The organism is Runella sp. (assembly GCF_965279615.1).
GTDB lineage: Bacteria > Bacteroidota > Bacteroidia > Cytophagales > Spirosomataceae > Runella.
This window is the reverse complement of record NZ_OZ257252.1, coordinates 4,574,228-4,599,535: the sequence shown is the minus strand read 5'-3', so window position 1 is coordinate 4,599,535 and position 25,308 is coordinate 4,574,228. Positions and strand designations below refer to the sequence as shown.

The window sequence follows — 25,308 nt, the reverse complement described above, 5'->3', positions numbered from 1 at the left end:
GACTACCTTTGTCGGTATGAGTAAATAAAACTTATCATGAAATTCCTGCGTATTCTATTGTTTCTTAACCTGCCTGTTTTTCTTTTTGCCCAAACTCCGTTGCGGCGCTCGGATAGTTTTTTTGGATTGCATTTTGATTTTCACGCCGTTTTGGAAGATACGCTTATTGGTAAAACCCTTACCGACAGCATGATAGATTCATTATTACGAAAAGTAAAACCCGATTTTATCCAAGTTGACAGTAAAGGGCATTCGGGTTTTACAAGTTATCCAACCAAGGTAGGTTATTCACCTAAAGGCATTAAAAAAGACATTCTTCGTCTGTTCAGAGAGGTAACCAAACGCCACGGAGTCGCCCTTTATTTACACTATTCTGGTGTTTGGGACAACGAAGCGGTTAAACATCATCCCAATTGGTCAAGAATAACTGCCGAAGGCAAGCGCGATGATCGAAAAACATCTTTGTGGAGCGTTTATGCTGACAGTCTGCTCATTCCTCAACTGAAAGAAATGAGCGATTATGGCGTCGATGGCGTTTGGGTAGATGGCGATTGTTGGGCCGTAGAACCCGATTATTGCACCGCTGCAATGGATGAATTTCGAAATTCAACGGGTATAACGGAAATTCCAAAAAAGAAGTCTGACGCAAACTATGCGCAATGGCTTGAATTTCACCGCACAGCGTTTCGTCGATATGTTCGAAAATACACCGACGCGCTGCACCAATACAACCCTCGTTTTCAGGTAGCCAGCAATTGGGCTTTCTCCGCCATGATGCCCGAGTCCGTTGATATAAACGTAGATTTCCTTTCGGGTGACACCGAACCGCTCAACGGCGCCAATCAATCGGCGTTTCAGGCGCGATGTTTGGCTCCCCAAGGGAAACCTTGGGATCTGATGTCCTGGAGCTTTGGATATGGTTGGGAAGATCAGGTATTTTCCGCCAAAAGTGCCGTTCAACTCTCACAGGAAGCAGCACAGGTAATTGCGATGGGAGGAGGATATCAAGCCTATTGGGCACAAAACCGTGACGGAAGTTTAAAGACCTACGCTTATAATACAATGGCCGATTTGGCCAAATTTTGCCGGGAACGCCAACGATTTTGTCAAAATACAAAACCTGTGCCGCAGGTAGCACTGCTTTATTCAAATACGGGGTACAAAAGCGAGATAACAACGGTGTACAATGCGGGGGACGGTAAAAACAATCCAATGATCGGTATACTGAACGCTTTGTTGTACAGCCAATTGCCCACTGAGATTTTACAGGAACACCATCTCATAGGCCATACCAAAAACTATCCGATGATCGTAATTCCCGAATGGAAAAAAATCAATGAAACGCTTAGAAACGAATTGCTGGAATACGTTCAGCAGGGTGGAAACTTAGTTGTGATCGGCGCTGAAACAGTAAAGATTTTTGAAAATGAACTGGGCGTCAAGCTAAATCCCACGACGCATACCATTCCTTTTTGGGGGTTTGATAACTTCATTACCGGCACGAAAGCCACGTATCGTCCTTTTAAACTATTGCCCGGTACACAATCCTTTGGTCAATGGTTTAGCGAAGAAGACAAACGATTTGCGCAAGGGCCTGTTGCCACTGTTGCTTCCTTTGGGAAAGGCAAAATCGCCGGTGTGTACTTCAATTTTGGAGAACAACATTATAAACGTGAAACCTACGTAGGGCGTGATTTTTTGGGAAACTTGGCAAAAAAACTTTTTGATCCTAACGTAAAAGTGGTGGGATCGAAACTTGTAAATGTGGCTTTAAATCAAAAAAATGGAACAACTTACGTAAATCTGATCAACATGGCCGGCAATCATGCCAATAAAGCAATCCACTCCAACGATGAAATTCCTCCGCTTTACAATCTTCAGGTAAGTGTAAAAACACCCCGGCGCCCGCATCAGATAGTACTTCAACCCGAAAATAAACCCTTGTCGTTTGCGTATAAAAACGGTGAGGCAGTCTTTATAATAAGTAAATTAGCTATTCATTCGATTGCCGAAATCAAATTATGATTCTGTTACAAGCCTCTGATTGGGCCGCGTTTATTGGTCGTTTTCACCCGGTATTGGTTCACTTACCCATTGGTTTTCTGATTTTGGCAGGATTACTCGAAATCGGTCGATTGACAAATAAAATTGAAGTCAAAGAATCCACGGTCACTTTTGTGCTTTTTTGGGCGGCCATCGGTGCCACGTTATCCTGTATTGCCGGATACTTACTCTCCTTGGGCGGCGGCTACGAAGCGGCCTTGTTGGAAAAACATAAATGGCAGGGAATATGGGTAGCTGTGGCGGCCTGCGTAGCATGGGGCGCAAAATCCGACTTCATGAATCAGAAAGTTCCTTTCAGCAGTTTACTCTACCTGCCGGCATTAGCCATTGGGGGTATTTATATGATGTTGGCCGGGCACAACGGCGGCTCTCTGACGCACGGAGAAGGTTATTTGACCCAAGAAACACCCGAACCATTTCGGAATTGGTTGGGCATGGAGCCAAAACAGGAAAAAGGCGCGGATGAGATCAAGCCCATTGCTGATGTCAACAACGCGATGGTATTTCAGGATGTTGTCAATCCTATTCTGAAAGCGCGCTGCGTCCAATGTCACAATGCCAACAAATCAAAAGGTGACCTGCGCATGGATCAGGTTGAATTGTTGAAAAAAGGCGGCGAGAACGGTCCGATATTCATTGCAGGAAAAGGCAGCGAAAGCGATCTGATCAAACGTTGTTTACTGCCGCTCGAAGATGAAAATCACATGCCTCCGAAAGGCAAAACACAACTTTCGGAAGGACAGGTGGCCATCCTTTCCTGGTGGATCGACCAAGGCGCTCCTTTTGACAAAAAAGTGGCTGAACTCAAAGCTACGGATGCCATAAAGCCCGCACTTGCCGCCCTTAGCACAGGAGCATCTACCTCTGCCGGAGTAACCTCAAGCGGCCCTGCGGCGGAATCTCCGGCATTATCATTGAAAGTACCCGTGCCTGACCCTAAAGCGGTGGATGCCCTGAAAAAAGCCGGATTATTGGTAATGCCGATTGCCAATGAAAGCAATTTACTGGAAGTAAATGCCGTCAATATCGGCGCGTTAACCGATGCTCAGGTGGCTTTATTGGAACCACTGAAAGAACAGATCATTTGGTTAAAATTAGGGGATACGAAAATATCGGACCAAGCCGCCAGCACCATTGCCAACTTAAAAAATCTCCAAAAATTACACTTGGAAAATACCGCCGTAACCGACGCCACGATCCGCCAAATCAAGGCTTTGCCGTATTTGGAATACCTCAATTTGGTCAATACGCTGGTAACAGACGCAGGAATCAAAGAACTTGCTGCGTCTAAAAGTTTGCTGAGTCTGCACGTTTGGCACTCAAAAGTAACCGAGGCAGGCGTGGCTGCGTTGAAACAGGCAAAACCCGGTTTGGAAGTAACCATTGGTATCAACGAACAGCAAATCGCGGATTTTATCAAAGCCGGCGAAACCGCCCCCAAACCCGAAGAAGCCAAGAAAAAATAATCAATTTTCCAAAAGGCACTAAGAATTACCTTCATCACGATATAGTTCTATAATTTTTTTAACCGGCTCTAAACGTTAAATTCTTTTAGGGTAGCTGTATTGAGCAAAGATTTACTTTTTCTTACATTTTTAAAAAGTATGTTTTTTGCCCCCGAAAAAATCATTGGAAATGCCTTAATACAAGCTCCTGAGTGATAAAATCGGGATATTTTATGCGGCATAAATTTTCTCATTTCAGGGTTTGCATCCTTTACGGCTCCTTGTAATTTCCTCCAAAAAAGCCTTAATTTGGCTTATAGTTTCGTTTTCTTTCTTTACCCCATCGTTTTGTTAATGATTTCTCAGGAAACCTTCAAGGTCGTCGTTTTAGGCGGAGGTGAAAGTGGTGTCGGCGCGGCATTGCTTGCTCAAGCCAAAGGGTTTGATGTTTTTCTATCTGATAAAGGTGCTTTATCCGAAGACTACCGCGACATTCTTACCGCAAATAATATTCCTTTTGAAGAGGGCCAACATTCAGAATCCCGCATTTTGGCCGCAGATGAAGTCATCAAAAGCCCGGGCATTCCTGACAAAGTTCCGTTGATCAAAAAACTCTATGAGCAGGGAACCTCCGTTATTTCCGAGATCGAATTTGCCGCCCGTTATACTAAAGCTAAAAAAATTGCGATCACGGGAAGCAATGGAAAAACGACTACCACGTTACTGATATACCATTTGTTAAAATCTGCCGGAATCAATGTTGGTTTGGCAGGTAATATCGGCGAAAGCTTTGCCAAACAGGTGATCAACGATACATTTGACTGGTTTGTGCTGGAGTTAAGCAGTTTTCAGTTGGACAATATGTATCAATTCAAAGCGGACGTAGGTGTTTTGCTCAACATTACCCCCGACCACCTCGACCGCTACGAATACACTTTTCAGAAGTACGTTGATTCGAAGTTCAGGTTGCTCCAAAATATGCAACCAACCGACGATTTTATTTATTTTTCAGAAAACGAAGCGATTGCCGCCGAATTAAACAAGAAACAATTCAACGTCAATCATTTACCCATTTCTTTCGTAAAAAAGGAGAGCAATGGCGGTTTTTTTAAGGATGGATTATTGCATCTGATACGCCATCCCCGTACATTTGACATAAGAGCGGATGAATTACCGATCAAAGGTCCTCATAATGCCATCAATGCCATGGCGGCAACGTTGGCAGCAATGGCAGTTGGATTAACGGATGAACAAATTCGAAACGGTCTGTTGACCTTCCAAAATGCGGCTCATCGGCTTGAGCCCGTCGCAAAAATCAACGATATTCAGTTCATCAATGATTCCAAAGCTACCAATGTAGACTCGGTTTATTATGCGCTCAACAGTTTTGATACCCCTATTATTTGGATTGCCGGCGGACTGGATAAAGGCAACGATTATACCCAAATCGAAGACTTAGTACGTCGGAAAGTAAAAGCCCTTATCTGTCTGGGCAAAGACAACAGCAAACTTCTCTCGTTTTTTACCCCTATCGTTCCTGTTATCATCGAGACTCAGGACGTAAATAAGGCTGTCAGTCACGCTGTTTCGTTAGGTATTCCTGACGAGATTGTGTTGTTGTCGCCGGCTTGCGCCAGTTTCGATCTGTTCAAAAATTACGAAGACCGCGGAAATCAATTCAAAGCGGCTGTTCTGAATTTTGTACCCTAACTCTTTTAAAAAACGATGAATCACGAGATGAATGCGCCCGAGTCCCAATCTGCCGGACAAGCCCCCATTGCCCGCTGGCAAAATGCCAAAGAATGGCTTCGCCAAAACCTGAAAGGCGATATTGTTATTTGGATCATTGTTGCCCTTTTATCCCTTGCCAGTATGTTGATCGTGTACAGCGCAACGGGTACGTTGGCTTATCAACGCGGCGGCGGTTATCCTGAAACCTTCCTGTTTAAACATGCTTTTTTTACCGGGATAGGTTTACTGGTCATGTGGGGCGTCCACCAAATCAACTACACGTACTTTTCGCGTCTGTCGCGTGCTGCGCTTCTGATTTCCATTCCCTTACTGATTTTAGTTAAAGTAACCGGCGTTACCATCAATGGGGCAACTCGTTGGTTGGCTATTCCCGGTACAGGGTTAACCTTTCAACCTGCCGACTTTGCCCGTTTGGCACTGATCGCCAATCTTGCAGCAATGCTTGCCAAACGTCAACGGGTACAATATGATTGGCAGATCTTTGGGAAAATGATCCTGTGGGTTGGTATCATCTGTTTTTTCATTGCTCTTACCAGTACCTCTACCGCCGTTTTGTTGGGCTTCTCCTGTTTTTTGATGCTCTATATTGGTCGCGTACCCGGTAAATACCTGGCGGTTATGGTGATTTCGATAGGCTTGGCGGGAGCGACCGGTCTCATAGCGGGGCAACGTCTTGATACCGCTATAGGGCGTGTAGATCGTTTCCTTAAGCGGGATGAATACCAGGCCAAACAAGGTTTTATTGCAATTGCGAACGGTGGCACACTTGGACAGGGACTTGGCAACAGCCACCAAAGAAATTACCTTACGCAAGCTTATTCTGATTTTATCTATGCGATTATCATTGAAGAATATGGCCTTATCGGAGGCATTATTATCATGATCTTATACGCCGTTTTATTGGTCAGAGGCGTCCAAAACATCAACGAAACCAATCGGGCGTTTGGCGGACTTCTGTCCGCGGGGCTTACATTAAGTATTGGATTACAGGCATTTACCAACATGGCCGTAGCCGTTGGGATTTTCCCCGTGACGGGGCAGCCGTTGCCACTTTTAAGTATGGGTGGAACATCGGTATTATTTACCTGTATTTCGCTCGGAATAGTCCTGAGCGTTAGCAGAGGCGATATTGAAGAAACAAATTTATAGGGTCGAAAACAGCAAAAAATTTCGTTGTTTTTAATCCTTTCGGTCATAAAAAACGTATGATAAAAAAAGTAATCATCAGTGGCGGCGGCACAGGGGGACATATCTACCCGGCTATTGCTATTGCCAACGCGCTCAAAGCAATTAATCCTGACATTCAGATTTTGTTTGTGGGAGCTTTGGGGAAAATGGAAATGGAAAAAGTGCCCAAAGCAGGTTATGAAATCATTGGTCTTCCAATTGCCGGAATTAAACGGGAAGTTTCGGTTGACAATCTTTCATTTCCGGTCAAACTCACGCGAAGTCTGCTCAAAGCACGCAGCATTATCAAGAGTTTTAAACCGGATGTTGCTATAGGAGTAGGAGGCTTTGCCAGTGGCCCCTTGTTGATGATCGCGTCGGTGCTGGGGATTCCTACGCTGATCCAAGAGCAAAATTCTTATGCAGGCATTACCAATAAATTGCTTGCAAGGCGCGCTAAAGCCATTTGCGTAGCCTATCCTAATATGGAGTCGTTTTTTCCTAAAAATAAGCTTAAAATGACGGGCAATCCTGTTAGAAGCGATATTTTGGAGGTAAAGGACAAACGCGAACAGGCTTATAGCCATTTTGGTCTGCAACCCAATCATAAAACGTTGCTTGTAATAGGCGGGAGCCTTGGCGCAAAAACCATCAATGAGAGCATTGAAGCGGGGTTGAAATTATTGATCAATTCCGGTTATCAGGTACTTTGGCAAACCGGCAAACCTTACGTCGAACGGGCAACAAACGCCATCAATGCCTTAAAAACACCTTATGCCAAAGCTTTTGATTTTATTTATGAAATGGATTTGGCCTATGCTTTAGCCGATGTGGTGGTTTCCAGAGCCGGCGCTTTATCTGTTTCGGAATTATGTTTGGTAGCCAAACCCGCCATTTTAGTTCCCTTTCCGTATGCATCGGAAGATCATCAAACAAAAAATGCAATGAGTTTAGTGGATCAAAATGCCGCCCTTTTGATCAAGGACAAGGACGCACAGGAAGAATTGGTACAAACAGCACTCCGCCTGTTACAGGACGTTGAAAAACAGCAGGTTTTGAGTAAAAACATAAAAAAACTGGGAAAACCTGATGCCGCAAGAGAAATTGCGGAAACAGTATTGAGTTTGGCATAAATGAAAAAAGGGGAATAATTCCAAAAGAATCACAAACGTAGAATGCAAATCTCTGACTATAAATACATTTACTTTTTGGGTATCGGCGGCATTGGAATGAGTGCTTTGGCGCGTTGGTTTGGCGTGAACGGGTTTGAAGTAGCCGGTTACGACCGCACGCAAACGCATTTAACCGATACACTCCTTGCGGAAGGTATCGCTGTACATTTTGACGATTCGGTGGATTTGATCCCTCGTGTTTTTTTACAAAATCCCGAGAAAACATTGGTTGTTTTTACACCGGCCATTCCAAAAGACCATTCAGAATATAATTATCTGAAAAACAATAACTTTACCATTCAAAAACGCTCTCAGGTATTAGGCCTGATCGCGGGCGGAATGTTTACTGTTGGGGTGGCAGGAACGCATGGAAAAACCACCACGTCTTCCATGACGGCTCATTTGTTGCGGCATTCGGGAGTGAATTGTGCGGCGTTTTTGGGAGGGATTACGCAAAATTATGGCACCAATATGCTCCTCAATGCACCTACTGAGCACCTTAGTGAAGTACCTTGCGTGGTAGAAGCCGATGAATTTGACCGATCTTTTCTAACCCTGTTTCCCGACATTGCCATCGTTACCTCTACCGACGCCGATCATTTGGATATTTACGGAAATCATGATTCTGTTCTGGCGTCTTTTTCCGCTTATGTTAGCCAAATTAAGCCCACAGGTCGGCTTTTTATGAAAAAAGGATTGACCTTGGCGGATAAAACGCAGGCGAAAGTAGAAGAATACAGTTTGCACGAAGGAGCGTATCATGCCCAAAATATCCGAATCGAAAATGCCTGTTTTGTTTTTGATATTGTCCATCCGGAAGGTATAATTGCTGACATTAAACTTCAAGTGCCCGGTTTCCATAATGTTGAAAATGCCGTTGCGGCATCTGCGGTTGGATTAGCCTTGGGCCTTTCAGGCGACCAAATACGAGCCGCCATTGAAACATTCGGAGGTGTTAAAAGACGTTTTGAATATTACCTGAAAACGGATCATCATGTATTGATCGACGACTATGCGCACCATCCGGCAGAAGTGCAGGCGTTTTTATCATCATTGAAAGCGCTTTACCCGGACCGGCACATTACGGCCATTTTTCAGCCTCATTTATACAGTCGTACGCGCGATTTTGCGCCGGAATTTGCGCAAAGTTTATCTCTATCCGACAGTGTGATTCTTTTGGATATTTATCCGGCCAGAGAATTACCCATTGAGGGCGTAAGTTCTGACTTAATTTTTGACAAAATAACCTGTGACAAAACGCAATGTTTGAAGTCAGATTTAATAAACGTTATCAAAAACCGACCAACAGACGTAATTGCTACTATCGGCGCCGGCGACATTGATACCTACATTGAATCCATTAAAGTGATTTTAGAAAAAATACCGGAATAGGGTTACGTTTTATACAAAAAGGGTATCTTATTCTATCCCATAAACACTACTTTATGAAACGCTGGGTTTGGGCCGTTCTTGGAGTAATTATCGTGGCAGCAATCGTCTTTTTTGTTGAGTTTCAACAAAAAAGTAAGCGCTGCAAAGGAATTATTGTAAAATTGGATGAAAATGCGGAGTATCCCTTTTTTAATGAGCAGGATATTAAAGACCTGATCACCCTCAAAGGTGTTGATGTAATTGAGGGAATGTCGTTCTCTGAAATTAACCTGAAGGGTCTCGAAAAAAGAGTCATGAAAAACCGCTTGATAAATAATTGTCAGGTATTTCGAGATTTATCCGGAAATTTGGTCGTATCTATAGAACAGCAACGACCCGTAGGACGCCTCATTTCAACTGCTGCCCCTGATAAGATTCTTAGTGCTTCTCAAGGCGGATATTTAACGGAAACCGGCGAAATTGTGCCTTTATCAGGTCGTTTTGCGGCAAGAACGGTACTTGTCTCCGGCGACTTTTTCAGTAAAAAACAGAACTTAACATCATCTAACGGAAAGCAACTGATCGATTTTTTAAAAGCGCTGCAAAAAAACCCTTTTTGGAAAGCTCAGGTAGCGGAAGTTATTGTAGCCAATGACAGTGAACTGACGCTGGTCCCGCAAGTGGGGCAACATCAGATCGACTTTGGTTTGCCAATCGACTTTGAGGTAAAATTTGAAAAGTTGAAAATATTTTACAAAAATATATTGCCTCTGAAAGGATGGGGCCACTATAAGCGCGTTAGTGTTAAGTTTCGAAATCAAATTGTGTGTGAGTAAAACTCTAACTCTGTATGTCAGAAAACGTTATTTTTTTAGGAATTGACATCGGCAGTACCAAGGTAGCTGCGATTTTGGCTAAGCCAAAGATCCACAACAACCATACCACACTTGAAGTGGTAGGGTTAGGTTCGGCACGTAACGAAGGGGTATATAGGGGAATCATTAATAACCCTGTTAAAACCAAGGAGGCTATCAGACAAGCGCTGGAGATTGCAGCAATAAAGGCAGAAAGACCTGACTTGCTGAATTATCCCTTAACGGCTACTGTAAACGTGAGCGGAACCCATTTGGAAACACTATCTGAAACGGGCTCTGTTACCTGCAAGTCTGCTTCGGTCAAAGGAGAAGACGTTGGTGTATTGTTTGAGGATATGCAACAGACGTACGACTCTGATTCCAACCAGATCATTCACCTTTTGCCCCTTAAATTTGCCGTAGGGGAACAACACGAGATCGATGATCCGGTAGGCCATATCGGTTTAAAACTCAGTGGTGATTTCAAGATCGTTACGGCCAAAAAAACGGCGCTTTATCAGATCAAGGAATCACTCCAAAAAGCCAATATTCAGGTTGACAGTGAAGATGGTTTTGCGGCCTCGCCCCTTGCGTCCGGTTTAGCGGTTTTGACGGAAGACCATAAAAACTTAGGAGTGGTATTGGTGGATATTGGCGGTGGCACTACTGATATTGCTATTTATCACGAAGGATTATTACGCCACACGGTTGTGCTTCCTTTTGGGGGAAATCATATCACAAACGATATTCGGGAAGGTTGTCATTTAACGCAGGAAAGCGCCGAAGAAGCCAAAACTACCCTGAGCGAGACCAACCCTAATGCGTGTAGTTTAAATACACTGCTGGTGGTTCCTACCGCTGACGGTATTCCTCCGATTGAGATTGTTGCCCGCAACATTGTACTTATTGCCCGAGCCCGCCTTCGTGAAATTGCAGCTTTGGTATTTGCCGAAGTAAAAAAAGCCGGCTACGAACACAAGCTGCGGGCAGGAATCGTTTTGACCGGGGGTACGGCAAAAATAAACGGCATTGATTCTATCTTTAGAGAGGTTTCGGGGATGTATGTACAAATAGGCAAGCCACAAAATTTGGAGCGTATCAATGGCCCTTTACATGATTCATTAATCAATGATCCGGCCTTTGCAACTGCCTTAGGATTAGCTTGGTCAAGCATTAAACCTTTAGACAAACGCGTTATTAAGAAAAGTAAGCAGGAGAAAGAACAGGAGAAGAAAAAAACCGGTAGCCTGTGGGGTAGTTTTGGGATTAAAGACCTAAAAATCAAGGATGTAGGTACTTTTATGTGGAAAGGTCTTATGCAAGATGATATGGAGGGGAAAGATTCTTACTGACACTAAAAATTTAATTTCGACCTCACCAATTGTTTCTCATTAAAAAATTATGGTTTTTGCAAGAAAAAACGTTTTTGACCACGGCTACGAGTACGTCATGGAAAATTCAAAACATTCGGAAGAAGCCCCAATTATTAAGGTAATTGGGGTAGGTGGAGGAGGCAGCAATGCCGTCAACCACATGCATGTGAAAGGAATTAAGGATGTGGGGTTTGTGGTATGCAATACCGATAAGCAGGCTCTGATGCGCAGCACCATTGAAAATAAAATTCAATTGGGTGCCGATTTGCTAAAGGGGCTTGGAGCAGGAACTGATTCTGCTACAGGACGTAAAGCGGCAGAAGAAAGCATTGAATATATCCGACAATTAATGCAACCGCCTACCCAAATGGTGTTTATCACCGCAGGGATGGGGGGTGGTACAGGTACCGGCGCCGCGCCGGTCATTGCGCAGGTAGCCAAAGAAATGGGTATGCTTACCGTAGCGGTAGTTACGGCCCCGTATAGCCACGAAGGACGCAGCAAGAAGAACCAAGCGCTGGAAGGTATCAATGCGTTGAAAGAGCATTGTGATACCGTACTGGTCATCCTCAATGATGAGTTGGCAAAATTATATGGAAAATTACCGATTTTACGTGCCTACGAACACGCTGACAATATTTTGTCGAATGCCGTAAAAAGTATTGCGGAGATCATTACCGTCCATGGGAGTGTAAACTCTGATTTTATGGACGTAAAAAAGGTTCTTGAAAATGCAGGTACTTCCGTGATGAGTTCGGCTTCCGCTTCCGGTGAACATCGGGCAGAGTTGGCCATTGAAGCCGCACTGAATTCACCTTTGCTTAACAACCGTGATATTCGTGGGGCACAGAAAATTTTGATCACGCTTGCCTCAAGCACGGATGAAGAGTACATGGCCACGCTTGATGAGCAAATGGCCATTACAAATTACATTGAAAGCCTTATCGGTGATGAGGCCGATATGTGTAAAGTAGGGGTTATTTTTGATGATACGCTCAAAGAACAACTGCTTGTAACCGTTATTGCCGCCGGTTTTGAGGACTCTCATCTCCCTTTCAATTATGATTCTACGGGTTATAAATCCCTAAAAAAAGAAGGTCCTGTGGTGGTAGATTCACCAAAACCACCGGTTCCGGGAATTGTTATTGATAACAACCAAAATGGCAAATTAGAGGATATTACTCATACAACCAACCTGAATCCGCCACTGCCGCCCAAACAGGAAATAAAGGTTGAAGTTAAGCCAAGTATTCCTCCCGCTGTTGAATTACCGGAAGTTCAGGAACCTAAAGATAAAACGCCTGAATATCCACCGGTAAATCATGTTTCCGGTAAATCACCTTTTATTGATAATCCGGAACCTCAGGAAGATCCGGCAATTTTGCGGCAACTTGTTCAGGATATTTCCAAAGGGAGATATTCGGCGAGTGAATTGGAACGGCCTGCCTATTTGCGTCAAAATGTCGTTTTGCATCAAAAACCTACATTGCCGGAAGAAGCTTTTATCCCAATTAAATTGGATAAGCATAAGCGTTAAATTTGTATGCTTCAACACATAAAAAATGATTTACAACAACTAGGCAGCCCCGAAAAGGCTGCCTTTCTTTCGCGTTTTTTTAAAACGGGGAAAGGCCAATACGGTGAAGGTGATGAATTTCTGGGAATTACGATGCCGGAAATCCGAGAAGTTGTTAAAAAATACTCAATGCTTTCGATCGAAGAATGGACCGAGCTTCTGCAAAGTCCTTACCATGAATTTCGCATGGCGGCATTGATCGGGTTAATGAAGCGATTTCAGAAATCAAAAAAAGATGAACTAACGCAACAGATCATTTTTGAAACGTATTTGTTAAACCTCAATAATATCAATAATTGGGACTTGGTAGATGTGACCTGTCGTGATATTATAGGTGCTTATTTGCTCCATAAAGAACGAAGCGTTTTGTATGAATTGGCGCAACGACCTCATCTTTGGGCACAACGTGTTGCCATCGTTTCGACTTGGTATTTCATTTCCCGCAATCAATTTTCGGATACTCTTCAGATTTCGGAATTGCTGCTTTCTCATAAACATGACCTCATTCATAAAGCCGTAGGTTGGATGCTTCGAGAAGTTGGAAAACGGGATGAATTGGTATTGGAAGAGTTTTTAGATACCCATGTAAAACAAATGCCGCGTACTGCTTTACGCTACGCTATTGAGCGTTTTCCTGAATCCAAACGCAAGTATTATTTAACACTTTGATGCATAGATAAATTTCTTAGTATCTTTGAGGCCGCTTCAGCGGCAGTGTGTATGTTAATTGATTTTATATTGCTGTAAATGAAGCATTTAATTCACTTAACGTTGGACTGTAAATTTTAAACTGTTAACTGCTGACTTTTTATGTCTTGGTTTACCAGAAAAGAGAGAGGCATTCAGACGCCTACGGAAATGAAACGCGAGGCCCCCGATGGGCTTTGGTACCAGTGTCCAAGTTGTAAGCATGTAATGCATACACGAGAGCATAAACTCAACGCTTATACCTGCGTAAAATGCAACTATCACGAAAAAATCGGGTCGGAAGCTTATTTTAGTGTCTTATTTGATGATGGCGAATTTACCGAGCTTGATGCAAATATGATTTCAGGAGATCCGCTTGGGTTTGAAGACACAAAAAAATACCCTGACCGTATCCGCGATACTGTAAAAAAGACCGGACTGAAAGATGCCGTTCGTACAGCATACGGTAAAATGGACGATATTGACATCGTGGTAAGTTGTATGGATTTTAACTTTATCGGAGGCTCAATGGGATCTGTGGTAGGGGAGAAGATAGCCAGAGGAATTGATCATGCAATCCAAAATAAGAAGCCTTTCCTAATGATTTCCCGTTCGGGAGGAGCACGTATGATGGAGGCGGGTTATTCTTTGATGCAAATGGCTAAAACATCGGCCAAGCTGGCTTTATTGTCAGAAGCTAAACTTCCTTACATATCGCTCTTAACCGATCCTACAACCGGAGGCGTTACCGCTTCTTATGCCATGTTAGGTGATTTTAACATTGCTGAACCGGGCGCACTTATCGGTTTTGCCGGTCCGCGGGTTATTCGTGAAACCATCGGCAAAGATCTTCCCAAAGGATTTCAAAGTGCTGAATTTGTCTTAGAGCACGGTTTTTTAGATTTCATTGTGGATCGAAAAGACTTAAAAGATAAATTGGCCAGTCTATTGCGCATGTTGCAATAATTCGTCTATACGCTAAAGGCCGCACTAACAGAATAGGTAGTTGCGGCCTTTTTTGCTTTATATGCACTTTTTAATCCGTTGTTATGCGTCTTGTATCCCATCCTGTTTTATGCAATTACTACGTGACGTATCGCTGCAACGCCACCTGTAGCTTTTGTGATATTTGGGAAAGACCATCGCCTTATGTAACGTTAGAAAATGCAAAAGCAAACTTTGCTGCGCTTAAACGCCTTGGTGTAAAAGTGGTAGATTTTACGGGCGGAGAGCCACTTCTGCACCGTCAATTGGATGAACTACTAAGAGAAGCAAAGAAAGCCGGTTTATTGACCACTGTCACTTCCAATGGCCTGCTTTATCCAAAACAAGCACAGAAATTGAAAGGCTTGATTGATATGCTGCATTTCTCGCTCGACTCTCCCAATCGTGAAGAGCACGACACTTCACGCGGTGTAAAGTGTTTTGATAAAGTAATGGAGTCCATTCAACTGGCTAAATCGCTGAATGAAAGACCGGATATTTTATTTACCGTTTTTGAAAATAATATACACCAAATTGAACAGTTATGGCAAGAAATATGCCTTCCCAATGATCTGGTTTTGATTTTAAATCCGGTTTTTGAATACAATAATGTGGGATCTCAATTATCTGCTTCAGCACTGCAGGAATTGAGAAGCTGGGGAAAAAAGCGCAATATCTATTTAAATGACGCATTTGTACAACTTCGAATTGATGGAGGAAACCACGTTGAAGCCCCTGTTTGTTTAGCCGGCAGCACAACCATTGTAATTTCTCCTGAAAACAAAATTGTTCTTCCGTGTTATCATTTGGGTTTAAAAGAATTTCCTATTGAAAATAACCTGTTTGAGCTTTATCGATCTGATGAAGTTCAAAAATTAATAGCCCTTGAAGGGCGTTTACCTGCCTGTGAAGGTTGTGCCATCAACTGCTATATGCAACCTTCTTTTGCCGTTGAGATCAATAAATATTGGTGGAAAGCGCTTCCAAGTACATTAAAATACAACTTCATTAAAGGCACTTGGAAACAGTTGTTTTGAAACTTATCATATAGTTGCCTAATTTTGTAAATTCTTATTGGTATTCAGGTATTTATATATAAACCTGTTGAATACCTATTCTCCTATTTTTATTCATTCAAGATGATTCAATTTTTTATTGAAGATGTGGCCTTTAAAGTGCCGCAATCACGCAAAACGAAGACTTGGCTTCAAAGTATCATTAAAGCTGAAGGTTTTGCGTTGAACCAACTCAACTACATTTTTTGTTCAGACGAATACCTTCTTAATGTAAATCGCCAATATTTGGAGCATGATTTCTATACAGATATTATCACTTTTGATAATAGCGAAGACGAGAACCTGATAGAAGGGGACATCTTTATTAGTATTGACAGGGTCAAAGAAAACGCTCAGGAACTCCAAAAACCATTTGAGGAAGAACTGCATCGAGTCTTAGCACACGGCATTTTGCATTTAGTTGGGTATGATGATATAGAAGATGCTCAGGAACAGGAAATGAGAAATAAAGAAGACTTTTACTTACATATTCGTAACTAGCTATATATCAATAAAATAACAAGTGCTTCACGTGGAACGTTTTGGTGATTTTCACAAAAACACGTGAAACAAACAAAATCACAACATTTTAAATTAGAAGTACATGTTTCCAAAATACGATGTGATTGTAGTAGGTGCAGGCCATGCAGGTTGCGAGGCAGCAGCGGCAGCAGCTAACATGGGCTCTAAAGTTTTGCTCGTCACAATGAACATGCACACGATTGCCCAAATGTCGTGCAACCCCGCAATGGGTGGTGTGGCCAAGGGACAAATCGTTAGAGAGATAGATGCATTGGGTGGACAGTCCGGAATCATAAGCGATAAAACGATGATTCAATTTCGAATGCTTAATCGTTCCAAAGGGCCGGCCATGTGGTCACCCAGATGCCAAAGTGATCGAATGCGTTTTGCCGAAGAATGGCGATTAACCCTCGAACAAACACCAAATGTGGATTTTTGGCAAGACACGGCTCGGGGACTTATTGTTAAAAATGGACAAGTGTTTGGAATAAAAACAAGCTTGGGAATTGAAATTGAAGGCAAAACGGTTGTTCTTACAAACGGCACTTTTTTAAACGGATTAATCCATATTGGAGAAAAAAACTTTGGCGGGGGTAGAGTGGGAGAGAGGGCTGCAACAGGGATTACTGAACAATTAGTCGAATTAGGTTTTGATTCAGGAAGAATGAAAACAGGAACTCCACCAAGGGTTGACGGGCGTTCGTTGGATTATAACCGTATGGAAGAACAACCCGGTGATGAAAATCCTGCCAAATTTTCATACACTCAAACACCGGCTTTAGAGCACCAAAGAAGCTGTTGGATCACGTATACGAATGAAGATGTACATGCTGTTCTACGTACAGGTTTTGACAAATCCCCCATGTTTTCCGGAAGAATTAAAGGGCTTGGTCCGCGCTATTGTCCCTCCGTTGAAGACAAGATAAATCGTTTTGCGGACAAGGATAGACATCAAATTTTCGTTGAGCCCGAAGGTTGGAATACCGTTGAAATTTACGTTAACGGATTCTCAACATCCCTTCCTGAAGATGTTCAGTATAAGGCCTTGCGGCTGATACCGGGATTTGAAAATGCCAAGATGTTCAGACCCGGCTATGCCATTGAATACGATTATTTTCCACCTACTCAACTAAAGCTCACACTCGAAACGCACCTAGTTAAAAACCTGTTTTTTGCGGGACAAATCAACGGAACGACGGGCTACGAAGAAGCCGCCTGCCAAGGTTTAATGGCAGGAATCAATGCCCATCAGAATGCACATGAGTTAGATTCTTTTGTCCTGAAACGTTCGGAGGCATATATAGGGGTACTGATAGATGATCTTGTAAATAAGGGCACAGAAGAGCCTTATCGAATGTTTACTTCGCGGGCTGAGTACCGTACACTGCTGCGGCAAGATAACGCTGATATTCGCCTTACAGAGAAAGGACATAACATAGGATTGGCGGAAGAATCTCGCCTGTTGAGAGTACGTGAGAAGGTGGCAAATACCGACTTGATCTTAAAAGAACTCAAAACCACCAAAGCACAGCCGGAAGATATAAACACTCAACTTATAGAACTTGGGACTGCAACCATTCGTGAAAAACAACCTTTGTATCAACTGCTAAAGCGTCCCGACATTGAGATTGAAGACATCAAAAAGCTTAAGGGCTCCTTTGCAGAATTCTTAAATAAGTTTGATGATGAAACATTGGAACAGGCGATGATAACGATCAAGTATGAAAGCTATATCGAAAAAGAACGCCTCATGGTTGATAAAATGAACCGATTGGAAGACCTTGAAATTATCCCCAATTTTGACTACGACCGGGTATCAGCATTGTCGTTTGAAGGGCGTCAAAAACTTAAATCCATTCGACCGGGTACGCTGGGACAGGCATCCCGAATAAGTGGGGTCAGCCCATCGGATGTTTCTGTATTGATGGTTTATTTAGGAAGATAAACCGTTAAAAGATGTTAATAAAAGGCGGCTATCAAGGCCGCCTTTTATTTTTGCACTCCTATGAAAAGGATGCAACTAATCTTAAGCCTGGGTCTATTACCACTTGGCACATTTGCCGTAAGCAGTTATATTTTCTTCCCTACACTTTGGTTTGATCAACGGGTAGAAACATTACGGTCTATTATGACATTCCTGATAAATGTATGAACAGATCTAAAGAAGAAATTAAAGCTGAAATTAATGATAAGACCAGCTATTTATATAAGCATTGTTTGTATGCAGATTCCACTATAGAACATCAAATAGTCTTTTATAAGAACCGATTGATTCATCTGATATTCTCTTTTTTTACGTCTGAAAATAATTTAGGCTTTTGTTTGACAGGATTTAATCGCCAAATTTTTATTTATAAAGCAGACTTCTGTACCAATAATTTGCTGTATGACGAAGAGCGCGGCCCACTAAGCAACTACCTTTACAACAGAGACAAAATAATGGTTCATGAATTAGTACACAGTTCTATGGCAGCGAAATTAGGGTATACCAACTACCGTAAATTACCCAAATGGCTAACTGAAGGATATGCAGAACACATAGCTCATCAATCAGGAGATTTGTGTAATTATAGAGAAACGGAGTATCCTTACCAACCTTTTTATATCCAAATGGAAAATGAACTGACCAAGCATGATGGAAAAATTGAGGAGTTGGTAAATACATTTTTAAAGTAATAAACCGTAAGTAAAAGCTGTTAATTTGCAAAGGTTTCAAGTCCTGATTAGTATAAGGCATTGTCCCTTTATTCAAAAATAACTATCTGCAAAAGCACGATGATAATGACACATCAAAAAATCAACTATTCACAACGAGCCTTGATGAGAAATTGCTTATTCTATTTTATTCTTTATATCATAGCAGCAGCCTGTGCACAGCCAATTTCTCCAACAGGCGGAAAGAAAGATATTATTCCCCCTAAGCTCTTGACAAGTACACCTATCAATAAACAAACAAATTATAAAGGTCGTACCGTTGATCTGGAATTTGATGAATACATCGTTGCCGAAAATTTACAGCAGAAACTCCTTATTACACCCGATGCAGGGGAGTATGATTTCAAGGCAAGGCCAACGGGATTACGAATTACATTTAAAAAATCACTTGATACAGCTACCACCTATTCACTTTCCTTTGGGGATGCTATCAAAGATTTCAGTGAAAAAAATCCCGTCAAGAATCTTCGGGTTGTATTCAGCACAGGCCTTGGCATAGACTCTGCTTCTATATCGGGACAGGTAAAAGACTTACTTTCCAATAAGCCACTGTTGGATGTTTTGGTAGGAATGTACCCAAATACAGATACCCTGAATATTGAGAAAATGAAGCCGAGTTACTTTACACGTTCTGATAGTTCGGGTAGATTCAGCATCGAAAATATCAGACCAAACATCTACCGATTGTTTGCTTTCGATGACAAAAATCGCTCGCTTACCTATAATTCGAAGGCTGAAAGAATTGCTTATTTAAGGGATAGTATCAACATTTTTGATTCTACGCAAATCTCAGGCGTTTCATTGAAGCTGTTTATGGCCAATAATACCCCTCCAAAAGTGCGAAATACGCAGCCCAGGGCCAATTATTACTCTGTAATTTACGACAAAGGATTTCTCGAATACAAAGTAAAATTTGATAACCCTGAAGACTCCATTCCGCATTTTCAGGCAGGTACAAATGAACTGAAATTTTACAATACCAAGAACCGAAAGGATACACTTGTAGCCAAGATAGTGATAAAAGATTCTGTAGGATTGACGTTTGAACACACCCAAAAAATCAAATTCAGGGAAGAAAGGGGAGGGGGGAAGAAAGCAGATTCTAATCGAGAACCATTTGAAATGAAAACTAATTTCCCGGAAAATGGTGAAATAGAACCCCGAAACTTTGAGCTGAAATTGACATTTACGAAGCCAATTGCAGAGGCAAGACTAAACCAAATACAGATTGTCAGCGATAGTACAAAGGCTGAAATTATTAAAATTTCCGATTTTAAATGGAAGAATAATAAAACAATACTATCACTTTCCAGACCTATAACAGCCCGACGACAGCTTAAAATAGTTCTTCCCAAGGCTACATTCTTCAGCGTAGAAAATGATACAATACCCGCCAGAACTTACAAGCTTCCCATAATGGATGAGGAAAACTACGGCACGCTTGAAGGAGAAGTGAAAGGAACTAAAAATAAATTTATCATTCAATTGCTTGATGAAAAATTTGAAGTTGTTAAGTCAATAAGTAATAAAACACCTTATACTTTTTCCTATCTCAAACCGGCTACCTATACATTACGGGTAATCATTGATGAAAATGGCAATGGGAAATGGGATTCAGGGGATGTAAAGACCAAAAGGTTGGCTGAGCCGATATTTTTCCACACAGAAGTAGTGAAAGTCAAGAAGAATTTTGTGATGAGTGGCATAGATATTGATTTATCCACAAAATAATCCACATTAAACACAAACTGTGGATAAGCTATTACATGATTTATTGTGTTTTTAATAAATGTATCAAAAGAGGGTTAGTAAGTTTTGTGTTGTGAAACAGTAATTCCACAAAAAGAATCCTTATGAAGAAAACATGTGCATAAGTATGTGGATAACCCAAATATATGTTTACCGAACGTGGATAAGTATTGGGAAAACCTGTCGATAACATTCTAATAATGTGGAGAACTATTTATCAACAACAGACTTGTGGGAATCTACCCCGATTTCCCACAACATTTCAAGCCATTTTGCACAGGTGGATATGTGGAAAAATAGTCATCAACAACGTGTATAAAATTATCCACAATCCACGTGAAAATGTTAACAGTTGCAGATTTGCCTGAAAATCACTAATTTCAGTTGTGGATAAAAATAAAAATCCGTGGATAAACCTATTACTTATACACATCCTCGTTTAAAGGATACGTGGAAAACTTGTCGATAACATTCTTATCCACTTATCCACGGAGGTAATGAATTATAATAGTTTTAAAATTAAATATATTATTATTAAAATGGGTGCAGGAAAAGTGTGTATAACTCCTTATCGTTTGTGGATACTATTCGTGGGAGTCATTTTACTTTCAGTATGTACAGATAGTCACGCCCAGAGTGATGCTGACTTAGCAGATGCGTACTTTCAAAAAGGAGAATGCGATAAGGTTGTGACACTTTATCAGAAAGTATTGCGAAAGGATTTCAATAAAATCTATTTGCGGAGATACGTCGGGTGTATGATCAAACTGAAAAGCTTTGATGAAGCTGAAAAGTTTTTTAAACGTCAGCAAAAATCAGAAGAAAACGTCGGGTATCTATACACGTTGTATTGGGGCAGAATGCTTGAACAAATGGGTCAGGCCGCTCCTGCTGCTCAAAAATACCAGGAGAGCATTGCACAGGTACCCACAAAAGATTTGAATGCATATAAAGAACTTGCCGAAGAATTCCGGGAAATAGATAATACAGAAGCGGCTATCAGCACATTGTTGAAGGCGCGCGATGTTGGAAAAAATGAAAATCTATTTAAAATGGAATTGGCGGCACTGTACGCTCAAACAGGTAAAACAGAGCAAATGATCGAGGAGCTGTTGAGTCTTGGAGTAGCCATTCAAAGCAAAGAAGTGATTCAAAATTATTTTCAGGATTTTTTACGGGAAGAAAAAGACCAAGCCAAATTTGAGAAAATTTTGTACGAAAAAATCCAACGTCAACCCAATGAACCTTTCTATGCAGAAATGCTGATTTGGTTTTTAACGCAAAAAAAACAATTCAGTAAAGCCTTTATCCAAGAACGTGCGTTAGACCGACGTTTTAAATACAACGGCACTAAAGTATTTGATCTGGGAAATTTGGCACTTCAAAACAAAGATTATGCAGCGGCCATTCAGGCATTTGAATATGTAGTGAAAGATTATCCACAAGGACAATTGTATCCTTATTCGCGGCGCATGATGATCGTGGCGCGGGAAGAACAGGTAAAAAACACATTTCCTGTGGAAATCCCTTCTGTAAAGCGATTGATTGAAGACTATAAAAAGCTATTGGGAGAACTTGGTCAAAACAATCGAACACTTGAAGCTATGCGGAGTATGGCCAGTCTGTACGCGTTTTATTTGAATGAAAAAGACAGTGCAACTGTCATTTTACAGAATGCCGTGAAAATCGGACGGGCTGAAAGCGATTTTGTGGATAAGTGCAAGCTGGACTTAGGTGATATTTATCTTTTAAAAAATGAACCTTGGGAATCGACATTGCTTTATTCACAAGTTGAAAAATCGCAAAAAGAAACTCCCCTTGGCTACGAAGCCAAATTGCGCAATGCTCGTCAGTTTTATTATACCGGTGATTTCGAGTTGTCAAAAGCGCTTTTGGATATCCTTAAAATGGCTACCACACGGGAAATTGCCAACGACGCCGGAGCATTGAGTTTATTGATACAGGATAATACGGGTTTAGATACGTCAGAAGACGCGATGAAGGAATATGCGGCCATCGACCTGCTTCTTTATCAAAATCAAACAGAGCTGGCGCTAGACCGCTTAGATAAGATGTTTGCAAGCCACAAAGATCACCCGCTGGCCGATGAGATTCTCTGGTTGAAAGCACGGACCTATGCCAAAATGGGAGAAAATCAAAAAGCAGTGGATAACTTACAGATAATTGTGGATAAGTTCTCGACCGATATATTAGGGGATGATGCCCTTTTTATGATGGCTGAAATATATCAAAACCGTTTCAAGGACAAGGATAAATCAATGGAGTTGTATCAGAAATTACTTGAAAAATACCCCGCGAGTATCTACGCCGCAGATGCGAGAAAGCGTTTCAGACAACTGCGTGGAGATACACTTTAAAAGACAACAGCTATAAAAATGAACAAAGTGACATTAAAAGAATTGTTTCTGGCAGTCTGTATTATTTCAAGTTTAAGTGCTTGCTATACTTCGAAGATCTATGTTGTACGCCATGCCGAAAGGCAGGACGACAGTGCAGATACGCCGTTATCTGAAGTAGGTCATCAACGGGCAAAGGCATTATCCGACAGTCTGTATACTAAAGGAATTGATTCTATTTTTGTCACTAAGTACCAACGAACCAAACATACTGCACAGCCCTTAGCGGAGCGTTTGGGAAAGAAATCGGAAATTTATGATGTAAAGCAAACCGGCAGTATTGTAGAACGTCTAAGCAAAATAAAGGGAAAGAATGTGCTAGTCGTCGGTCACAGCGACACCGTTTTAGAAATAGTGAAGGGATTAGGAACAAAACCTTCTATTGCTAAAATTGAACATAATGATTATGATAATTTATTTCTTGTAACGGTGAATAAAGGCTTATTCGGCAAGAAAGTAACATTGAAAGAAAACACTTACGGTCAAAAAACACTTCCATGATTTTTGACCGTAAGTGTTTGATAGTGAGATTATTATCTTAATTTAAGCGTAACCAACGTAGCAATAGCGAGAATAATGCCTACGATCCAAAAACGGGCAACAATTTTAGCTTCGTGATAGCCTTTTTTCTGGAAATGATGATGTAAAGGAGACATTAGCAAAATCCTTCGACCTTCTCCAAACTTCCTTTTTGTGTATTTAAAATAGCTTACCTGCAAAATGACGGAGACGAGTTCGGCAAAGAAAATTCCGCACATTACGGGAATTAGCCATTCTTTACGAATAGAGAGCGATATGACCGCAATAACGCCTCCCAACATCAAACTTCCGGTATCACCCATGAAAACCTGTGCCGGGTAAGAATTATACCACAGGAACCCAATACATGCTCCTACAAAAGCCGCAATAAAAATAACCAACTCGCCTGAGTTAGGAATATACATGATATTGAGATACTGTGAAAATTTAGCGTTACCTGAAATGTAAGCCAATACGCCAAGGGTTAAAGCAATAATGATGGAAGTACCTGCTGCCAGTCCGTCAATTCCATCGGTAATGTTAGCGCCATTGGATACGGCTGTAATGATAAAAACTGCAATTATTGTGTAGACTATCCATGTATAACTATCCGGTAATAACCCAAATAAGAGAGACGAATAGTCAAATTCATTATTTTTTATGAAAGGCAATGTTGTGACGGTTGGGTTGATGACGTCGGTATAGCGCTGTACTTCCCCAATAGCTGAGCTGATAAGTGGCTTATCATATTGCCTTATTTTAACGTGTTGATTGAAGGAAAGCGTAATACCAACGATCAACCCCAATCCTATCTGACCCACTACTTTAAACTTCCCCTGCAAACCCTCTTTATTGTTTTTGAATTTCTTGATGTAATCATCAATGAAACCAATCAGTCCCGTCCAAACGGCCGTAATTAAGAGTAATACAATGTAGACGTTAGAAAGCTTGGCGAATAAAAGCACCGGTATAAGCAACGATGCCAGAATAATAAATCCACCCATGGTAGGTGTACCCTTTTTTTCCATCTGTCCCTGTAATCCCAAATCGCGGATCGTTTCACCGATTTGTTGATTACGAAGAAAATTAATAATACGACCCCCAAAAATAGCCGCAATTAACAGCGAGGTAACGGTAGCCCCAAGGGCTCTGAAAGAAATATATTGAAAGACGCCTGCACCCGGAAAATTGAATTCTTTGTCTAAATACGAAAACAGATAGTAAAGCATGATAGAATATGTTTAGGCCCAAAGCCAAAAATGCCTATACTCGGCACAGTGGCGGCAAGTATAGGCATTTTTGCTAAAATTCTGAAAAAAGAATCAGGAATTAATCTTTAAGATTAAACGCCCACTTTACTTCTTCATAGTTACCCATATTGACAGGTAATTTTTTTACTAATGAATTAGGAATCAGTACATAGCGATATTTCTGTTCTTCTGCAGGAGTAAATTTGCCTTTTAAACCAATGGTTACTATCCGCAGCATTGAAGATTTTGGTACTGTATAGTCATATCTTATTTCTGCAGAAGATGTATTCATTGTAAATGGCAAGGGACGTACATTTTCTCCAATTTTAGAATAAACATATAATTGCCCCTGTTCCAATAAGGAATTTGTCAAACGGATTTGATTCATTTCGCAGGCTCTTGCCGGCAGCCCGAATACGCTCGTTGCCACCCATTGGTCTGCAGGCGCCCATTCGGAAGTAATAATATTGAGATTATTAAAATTGGCTAGCGGAGCAACCGGTTGTGTTTCTTTAAGACCTGTACAATTAAGTATCCATCCTAAAAATATAACGACGGTTAAACTTAAAACTCCAAAGTGATAAATACGCTTCATAAAAGGAGACTTGGGCTATAAGAGTAGATTAGTAGTTTATA

Annotated in this window: 20 protein-coding genes; 18 read left to right on the top strand and 2 right to left on the bottom strand. The window is 41.4% G+C overall.

What is annotated here, in order from left to right; all coding sequences use genetic code 11:
• Positions 1–36 precede the first annotated feature (36 nt).
• From ACQY73_RS19745 to ACQY73_RS19660, 18 genes are all read left to right on the top strand, one after another.
• Entirely contained in the window at positions 37–2,025 is a 1,989-nt protein-coding gene (locus ACQY73_RS19745) for a hypothetical protein (RefSeq protein WP_428654073.1), read from the top strand.
• Entirely contained in the window at positions 2,022–3,530 is a 1,509-nt protein-coding gene (locus tag ACQY73_RS19740) for a c-type cytochrome domain-containing protein (protein WP_428654071.1), read from the top strand. The genes ACQY73_RS19745 and ACQY73_RS19740 overlap by 4 nt, the downstream gene beginning before the upstream one ends.
• A gap of 333 nt (positions 3,531–3,863) precedes the next feature.
• Complete coding sequence (murD, locus tag ACQY73_RS19735; RefSeq protein ID WP_428654069.1) at positions 3,864–5,219, top strand: UDP-N-acetylmuramoyl-L-alanine--D-glutamate ligase; 1,356 nt, start codon at positions 3,864–3,866, stop codon at positions 5,217–5,219.
• A gap of 15 nt (positions 5,220–5,234) precedes the next feature.
• Entirely contained in the window at positions 5,235–6,410 is a 1,176-nt protein-coding gene (locus tag ACQY73_RS19730) for an FtsW/RodA/SpoVE family cell cycle protein (RefSeq protein WP_428654067.1), read from the top strand.
• A 56-nt stretch (positions 6,411–6,466) separates the two neighbouring features.
• Positions 6,467–7,561: an undecaprenyldiphospho-muramoylpentapeptide beta-N-acetylglucosaminyltransferase gene (murG, locus tag ACQY73_RS19725; protein ID WP_428654065.1), complete on the top strand. Its 1,095-nt coding sequence runs from the start codon at positions 6,467–6,469 to the stop codon at positions 7,559–7,561.
• A 42-nt stretch (positions 7,562–7,603) separates the two neighbouring features.
• A complete protein-coding gene (murC, locus tag ACQY73_RS19720; RefSeq protein ID WP_428654063.1) occupies positions 7,604–8,992 on the top strand; it encodes a UDP-N-acetylmuramate--L-alanine ligase in 1,389 nt (462 codons plus the stop codon).
• A 53-nt stretch (positions 8,993–9,045) separates the two neighbouring features.
• Positions 9,046–9,807, top strand: coding sequence for a cell division protein FtsQ/DivIB (locus ACQY73_RS19715; RefSeq protein WP_428654060.1), 762 nt, complete (start codon positions 9,046–9,048; stop codon positions 9,805–9,807).
• Positions 9,808–9,821: 14 nt separating this feature from the next.
• A complete protein-coding gene (gene ftsA, locus ACQY73_RS19710; protein ID WP_428654058.1) occupies positions 9,822–11,177 on the top strand; it encodes a cell division protein FtsA in 1,356 nt (451 codons plus the stop codon).
• A gap of 49 nt (positions 11,178–11,226) precedes the next feature.
• Positions 11,227–12,735 carry a cell division protein FtsZ gene (gene ftsZ, locus ACQY73_RS19705; RefSeq protein ID WP_428654056.1) on the top strand — a complete coding sequence of 503 codons (1,509 nt, stop codon included), beginning with the start codon at positions 11,227–11,229 and terminating at the stop codon, positions 12,733–12,735.
• A gap of 6 nt (positions 12,736–12,741) precedes the next feature.
• Complete coding sequence (locus tag ACQY73_RS19700) at positions 12,742–13,443, top strand: DNA alkylation repair protein (RefSeq protein WP_428654054.1); 702 nt, start codon at positions 12,742–12,744, stop codon at positions 13,441–13,443.
• 141 nt (positions 13,444–13,584) lie between these two features.
• Positions 13,585–14,427: an acetyl-CoA carboxylase, carboxyltransferase subunit beta gene (gene accD / locus ACQY73_RS19695; RefSeq protein WP_428654052.1), complete on the top strand. Its 843-nt coding sequence runs from the start codon at positions 13,585–13,587 to the stop codon at positions 14,425–14,427.
• 83 nt (positions 14,428–14,510) lie between these two features.
• The gene (locus ACQY73_RS19690) at positions 14,511–15,482 is read left to right on the top strand and encodes a radical SAM/SPASM domain-containing protein (protein ID WP_428654049.1); all 972 of its coding nucleotides are present in this window, start codon (positions 14,511–14,513) and stop codon (positions 15,480–15,482) included.
• A 102-nt stretch (positions 15,483–15,584) separates the two neighbouring features.
• Positions 15,585–16,001, top strand: a complete 417-nt coding sequence (gene ybeY / locus ACQY73_RS19685; RefSeq protein WP_428654046.1) for an rRNA maturation RNase YbeY — start codon at positions 15,585–15,587, stop codon at positions 15,999–16,001.
• A gap of 103 nt (positions 16,002–16,104) precedes the next feature.
• Positions 16,105–17,967: a tRNA uridine-5-carboxymethylaminomethyl(34) synthesis enzyme MnmG gene (gene mnmG, locus ACQY73_RS19680; protein ID WP_428654043.1), complete on the top strand. Its 1,863-nt coding sequence runs from the start codon at positions 16,105–16,107 to the stop codon at positions 17,965–17,967.
• Between the two features lie 203 nt (positions 17,968–18,170).
• Positions 18,171–18,698, top strand: a complete 528-nt coding sequence (locus ACQY73_RS19675) for a hypothetical protein (protein WP_428654041.1) — start codon at positions 18,171–18,173, stop codon at positions 18,696–18,698.
• Between the two features lie 105 nt (positions 18,699–18,803).
• Positions 18,804–20,468: an Ig-like domain-containing domain gene (locus tag ACQY73_RS19670; protein ID WP_428654038.1), complete on the top strand. Its 1,665-nt coding sequence runs from the start codon at positions 18,804–18,806 to the stop codon at positions 20,466–20,468.
• A 557-nt stretch (positions 20,469–21,025) separates the two neighbouring features.
• Positions 21,026–22,864, top strand: a complete 1,839-nt coding sequence (locus ACQY73_RS19665; protein WP_428654036.1) for a tetratricopeptide repeat protein — start codon at positions 21,026–21,028, stop codon at positions 22,862–22,864.
• An 18-nt stretch (positions 22,865–22,882) separates the two neighbouring features.
• Positions 22,883–23,404 (top strand): phosphoglycerate mutase family protein, encoded by a 522-nt coding sequence (locus tag ACQY73_RS19660; RefSeq protein ID WP_428654034.1) that lies wholly within the window; start codon positions 22,883–22,885, stop codon positions 23,402–23,404.
• A 32-nt stretch (positions 23,405–23,436) separates the two neighbouring features.
• On the opposite strand, the gene mraY is transcribed toward ACQY73_RS19660, so the two are convergent.
• Both mraY and ACQY73_RS19650 read right to left on the bottom strand, forming a co-directional pair.
• Positions 23,437–24,651 carry a phospho-N-acetylmuramoyl-pentapeptide-transferase gene (gene mraY / locus ACQY73_RS19655; RefSeq protein ID WP_428654032.1) on the bottom strand — a complete coding sequence of 405 codons (1,215 nt, stop codon included), beginning with the start codon at positions 24,649–24,651 and terminating at the stop codon, positions 23,437–23,439.
• 100 nt (positions 24,652–24,751) lie between these two features.
• Positions 24,752–25,267: a hypothetical protein gene (locus tag ACQY73_RS19650; protein WP_428654030.1), complete on the bottom strand. Its 516-nt coding sequence runs from the start codon at positions 25,265–25,267 to the stop codon at positions 24,752–24,754.
• Between the last annotated feature and the right edge of the window lie 41 nt (positions 25,268–25,308).

Coding starts and splice junctions, on each gene's coding strand:
- ACQY73_RS19745 (WP_428654073.1), top strand. CDS start 37: ATGAAATTCCTGCGTATTCTATTGTTTCTTAACCTGCCTGTTTTTCTT.
- ACQY73_RS19740 (WP_428654071.1), top strand. CDS start 2,022: ATGATTCTGTTACAAGCCTCTGATTGGGCCGCGTTTATTGGTCGTTTT.
- murD (WP_428654069.1), top strand. CDS start 3,864: ATGATTTCTCAGGAAACCTTCAAGGTCGTCGTTTTAGGCGGAGGTGAA.
- ACQY73_RS19730 (WP_428654067.1), top strand. CDS start 5,235: ATGAATCACGAGATGAATGCGCCCGAGTCCCAATCTGCCGGACAAGCC.
- murG (WP_428654065.1), top strand. CDS start 6,467: ATGATAAAAAAAGTAATCATCAGTGGCGGCGGCACAGGGGGACATATC.
- murC (WP_428654063.1), top strand. CDS start 7,604: ATGCAAATCTCTGACTATAAATACATTTACTTTTTGGGTATCGGCGGC.
- ACQY73_RS19715 (WP_428654060.1), top strand. CDS start 9,046: ATGAAACGCTGGGTTTGGGCCGTTCTTGGAGTAATTATCGTGGCAGCA.
- ftsA (WP_428654058.1), top strand. CDS start 9,822: ATGTCAGAAAACGTTATTTTTTTAGGAATTGACATCGGCAGTACCAAG.
- ftsZ (WP_428654056.1), top strand. CDS start 11,227: ATGGTTTTTGCAAGAAAAAACGTTTTTGACCACGGCTACGAGTACGTC.
- ACQY73_RS19700 (WP_428654054.1), top strand. CDS start 12,742: ATGCTTCAACACATAAAAAATGATTTACAACAACTAGGCAGCCCCGAA.
- accD (WP_428654052.1), top strand. CDS start 13,585: ATGTCTTGGTTTACCAGAAAAGAGAGAGGCATTCAGACGCCTACGGAA.
- ACQY73_RS19690 (WP_428654049.1), top strand. CDS start 14,511: ATGCGTCTTGTATCCCATCCTGTTTTATGCAATTACTACGTGACGTAT.
- ybeY (WP_428654046.1), top strand. CDS start 15,585: ATGATTCAATTTTTTATTGAAGATGTGGCCTTTAAAGTGCCGCAATCA.
- mnmG (WP_428654043.1), top strand. CDS start 16,105: ATGTTTCCAAAATACGATGTGATTGTAGTAGGTGCAGGCCATGCAGGT.
- ACQY73_RS19675 (WP_428654041.1), top strand. CDS start 18,171: ATGAACAGATCTAAAGAAGAAATTAAAGCTGAAATTAATGATAAGACC.
- ACQY73_RS19670 (WP_428654038.1), top strand. CDS start 18,804: ATGACACATCAAAAAATCAACTATTCACAACGAGCCTTGATGAGAAAT.
- ACQY73_RS19665 (WP_428654036.1), top strand. CDS start 21,026: ATGGGTGCAGGAAAAGTGTGTATAACTCCTTATCGTTTGTGGATACTA.
- ACQY73_RS19660 (WP_428654034.1), top strand. CDS start 22,883: ATGAACAAAGTGACATTAAAAGAATTGTTTCTGGCAGTCTGTATTATT.
- mraY (WP_428654032.1), bottom strand. CDS start 24,651: ATGCTTTACTATCTGTTTTCGTATTTAGACAAAGAATTCAATTTTCCG.
- ACQY73_RS19650 (WP_428654030.1), bottom strand. CDS start 25,267: ATGAAGCGTATTTATCACTTTGGAGTTTTAAGTTTAACCGTCGTTATA.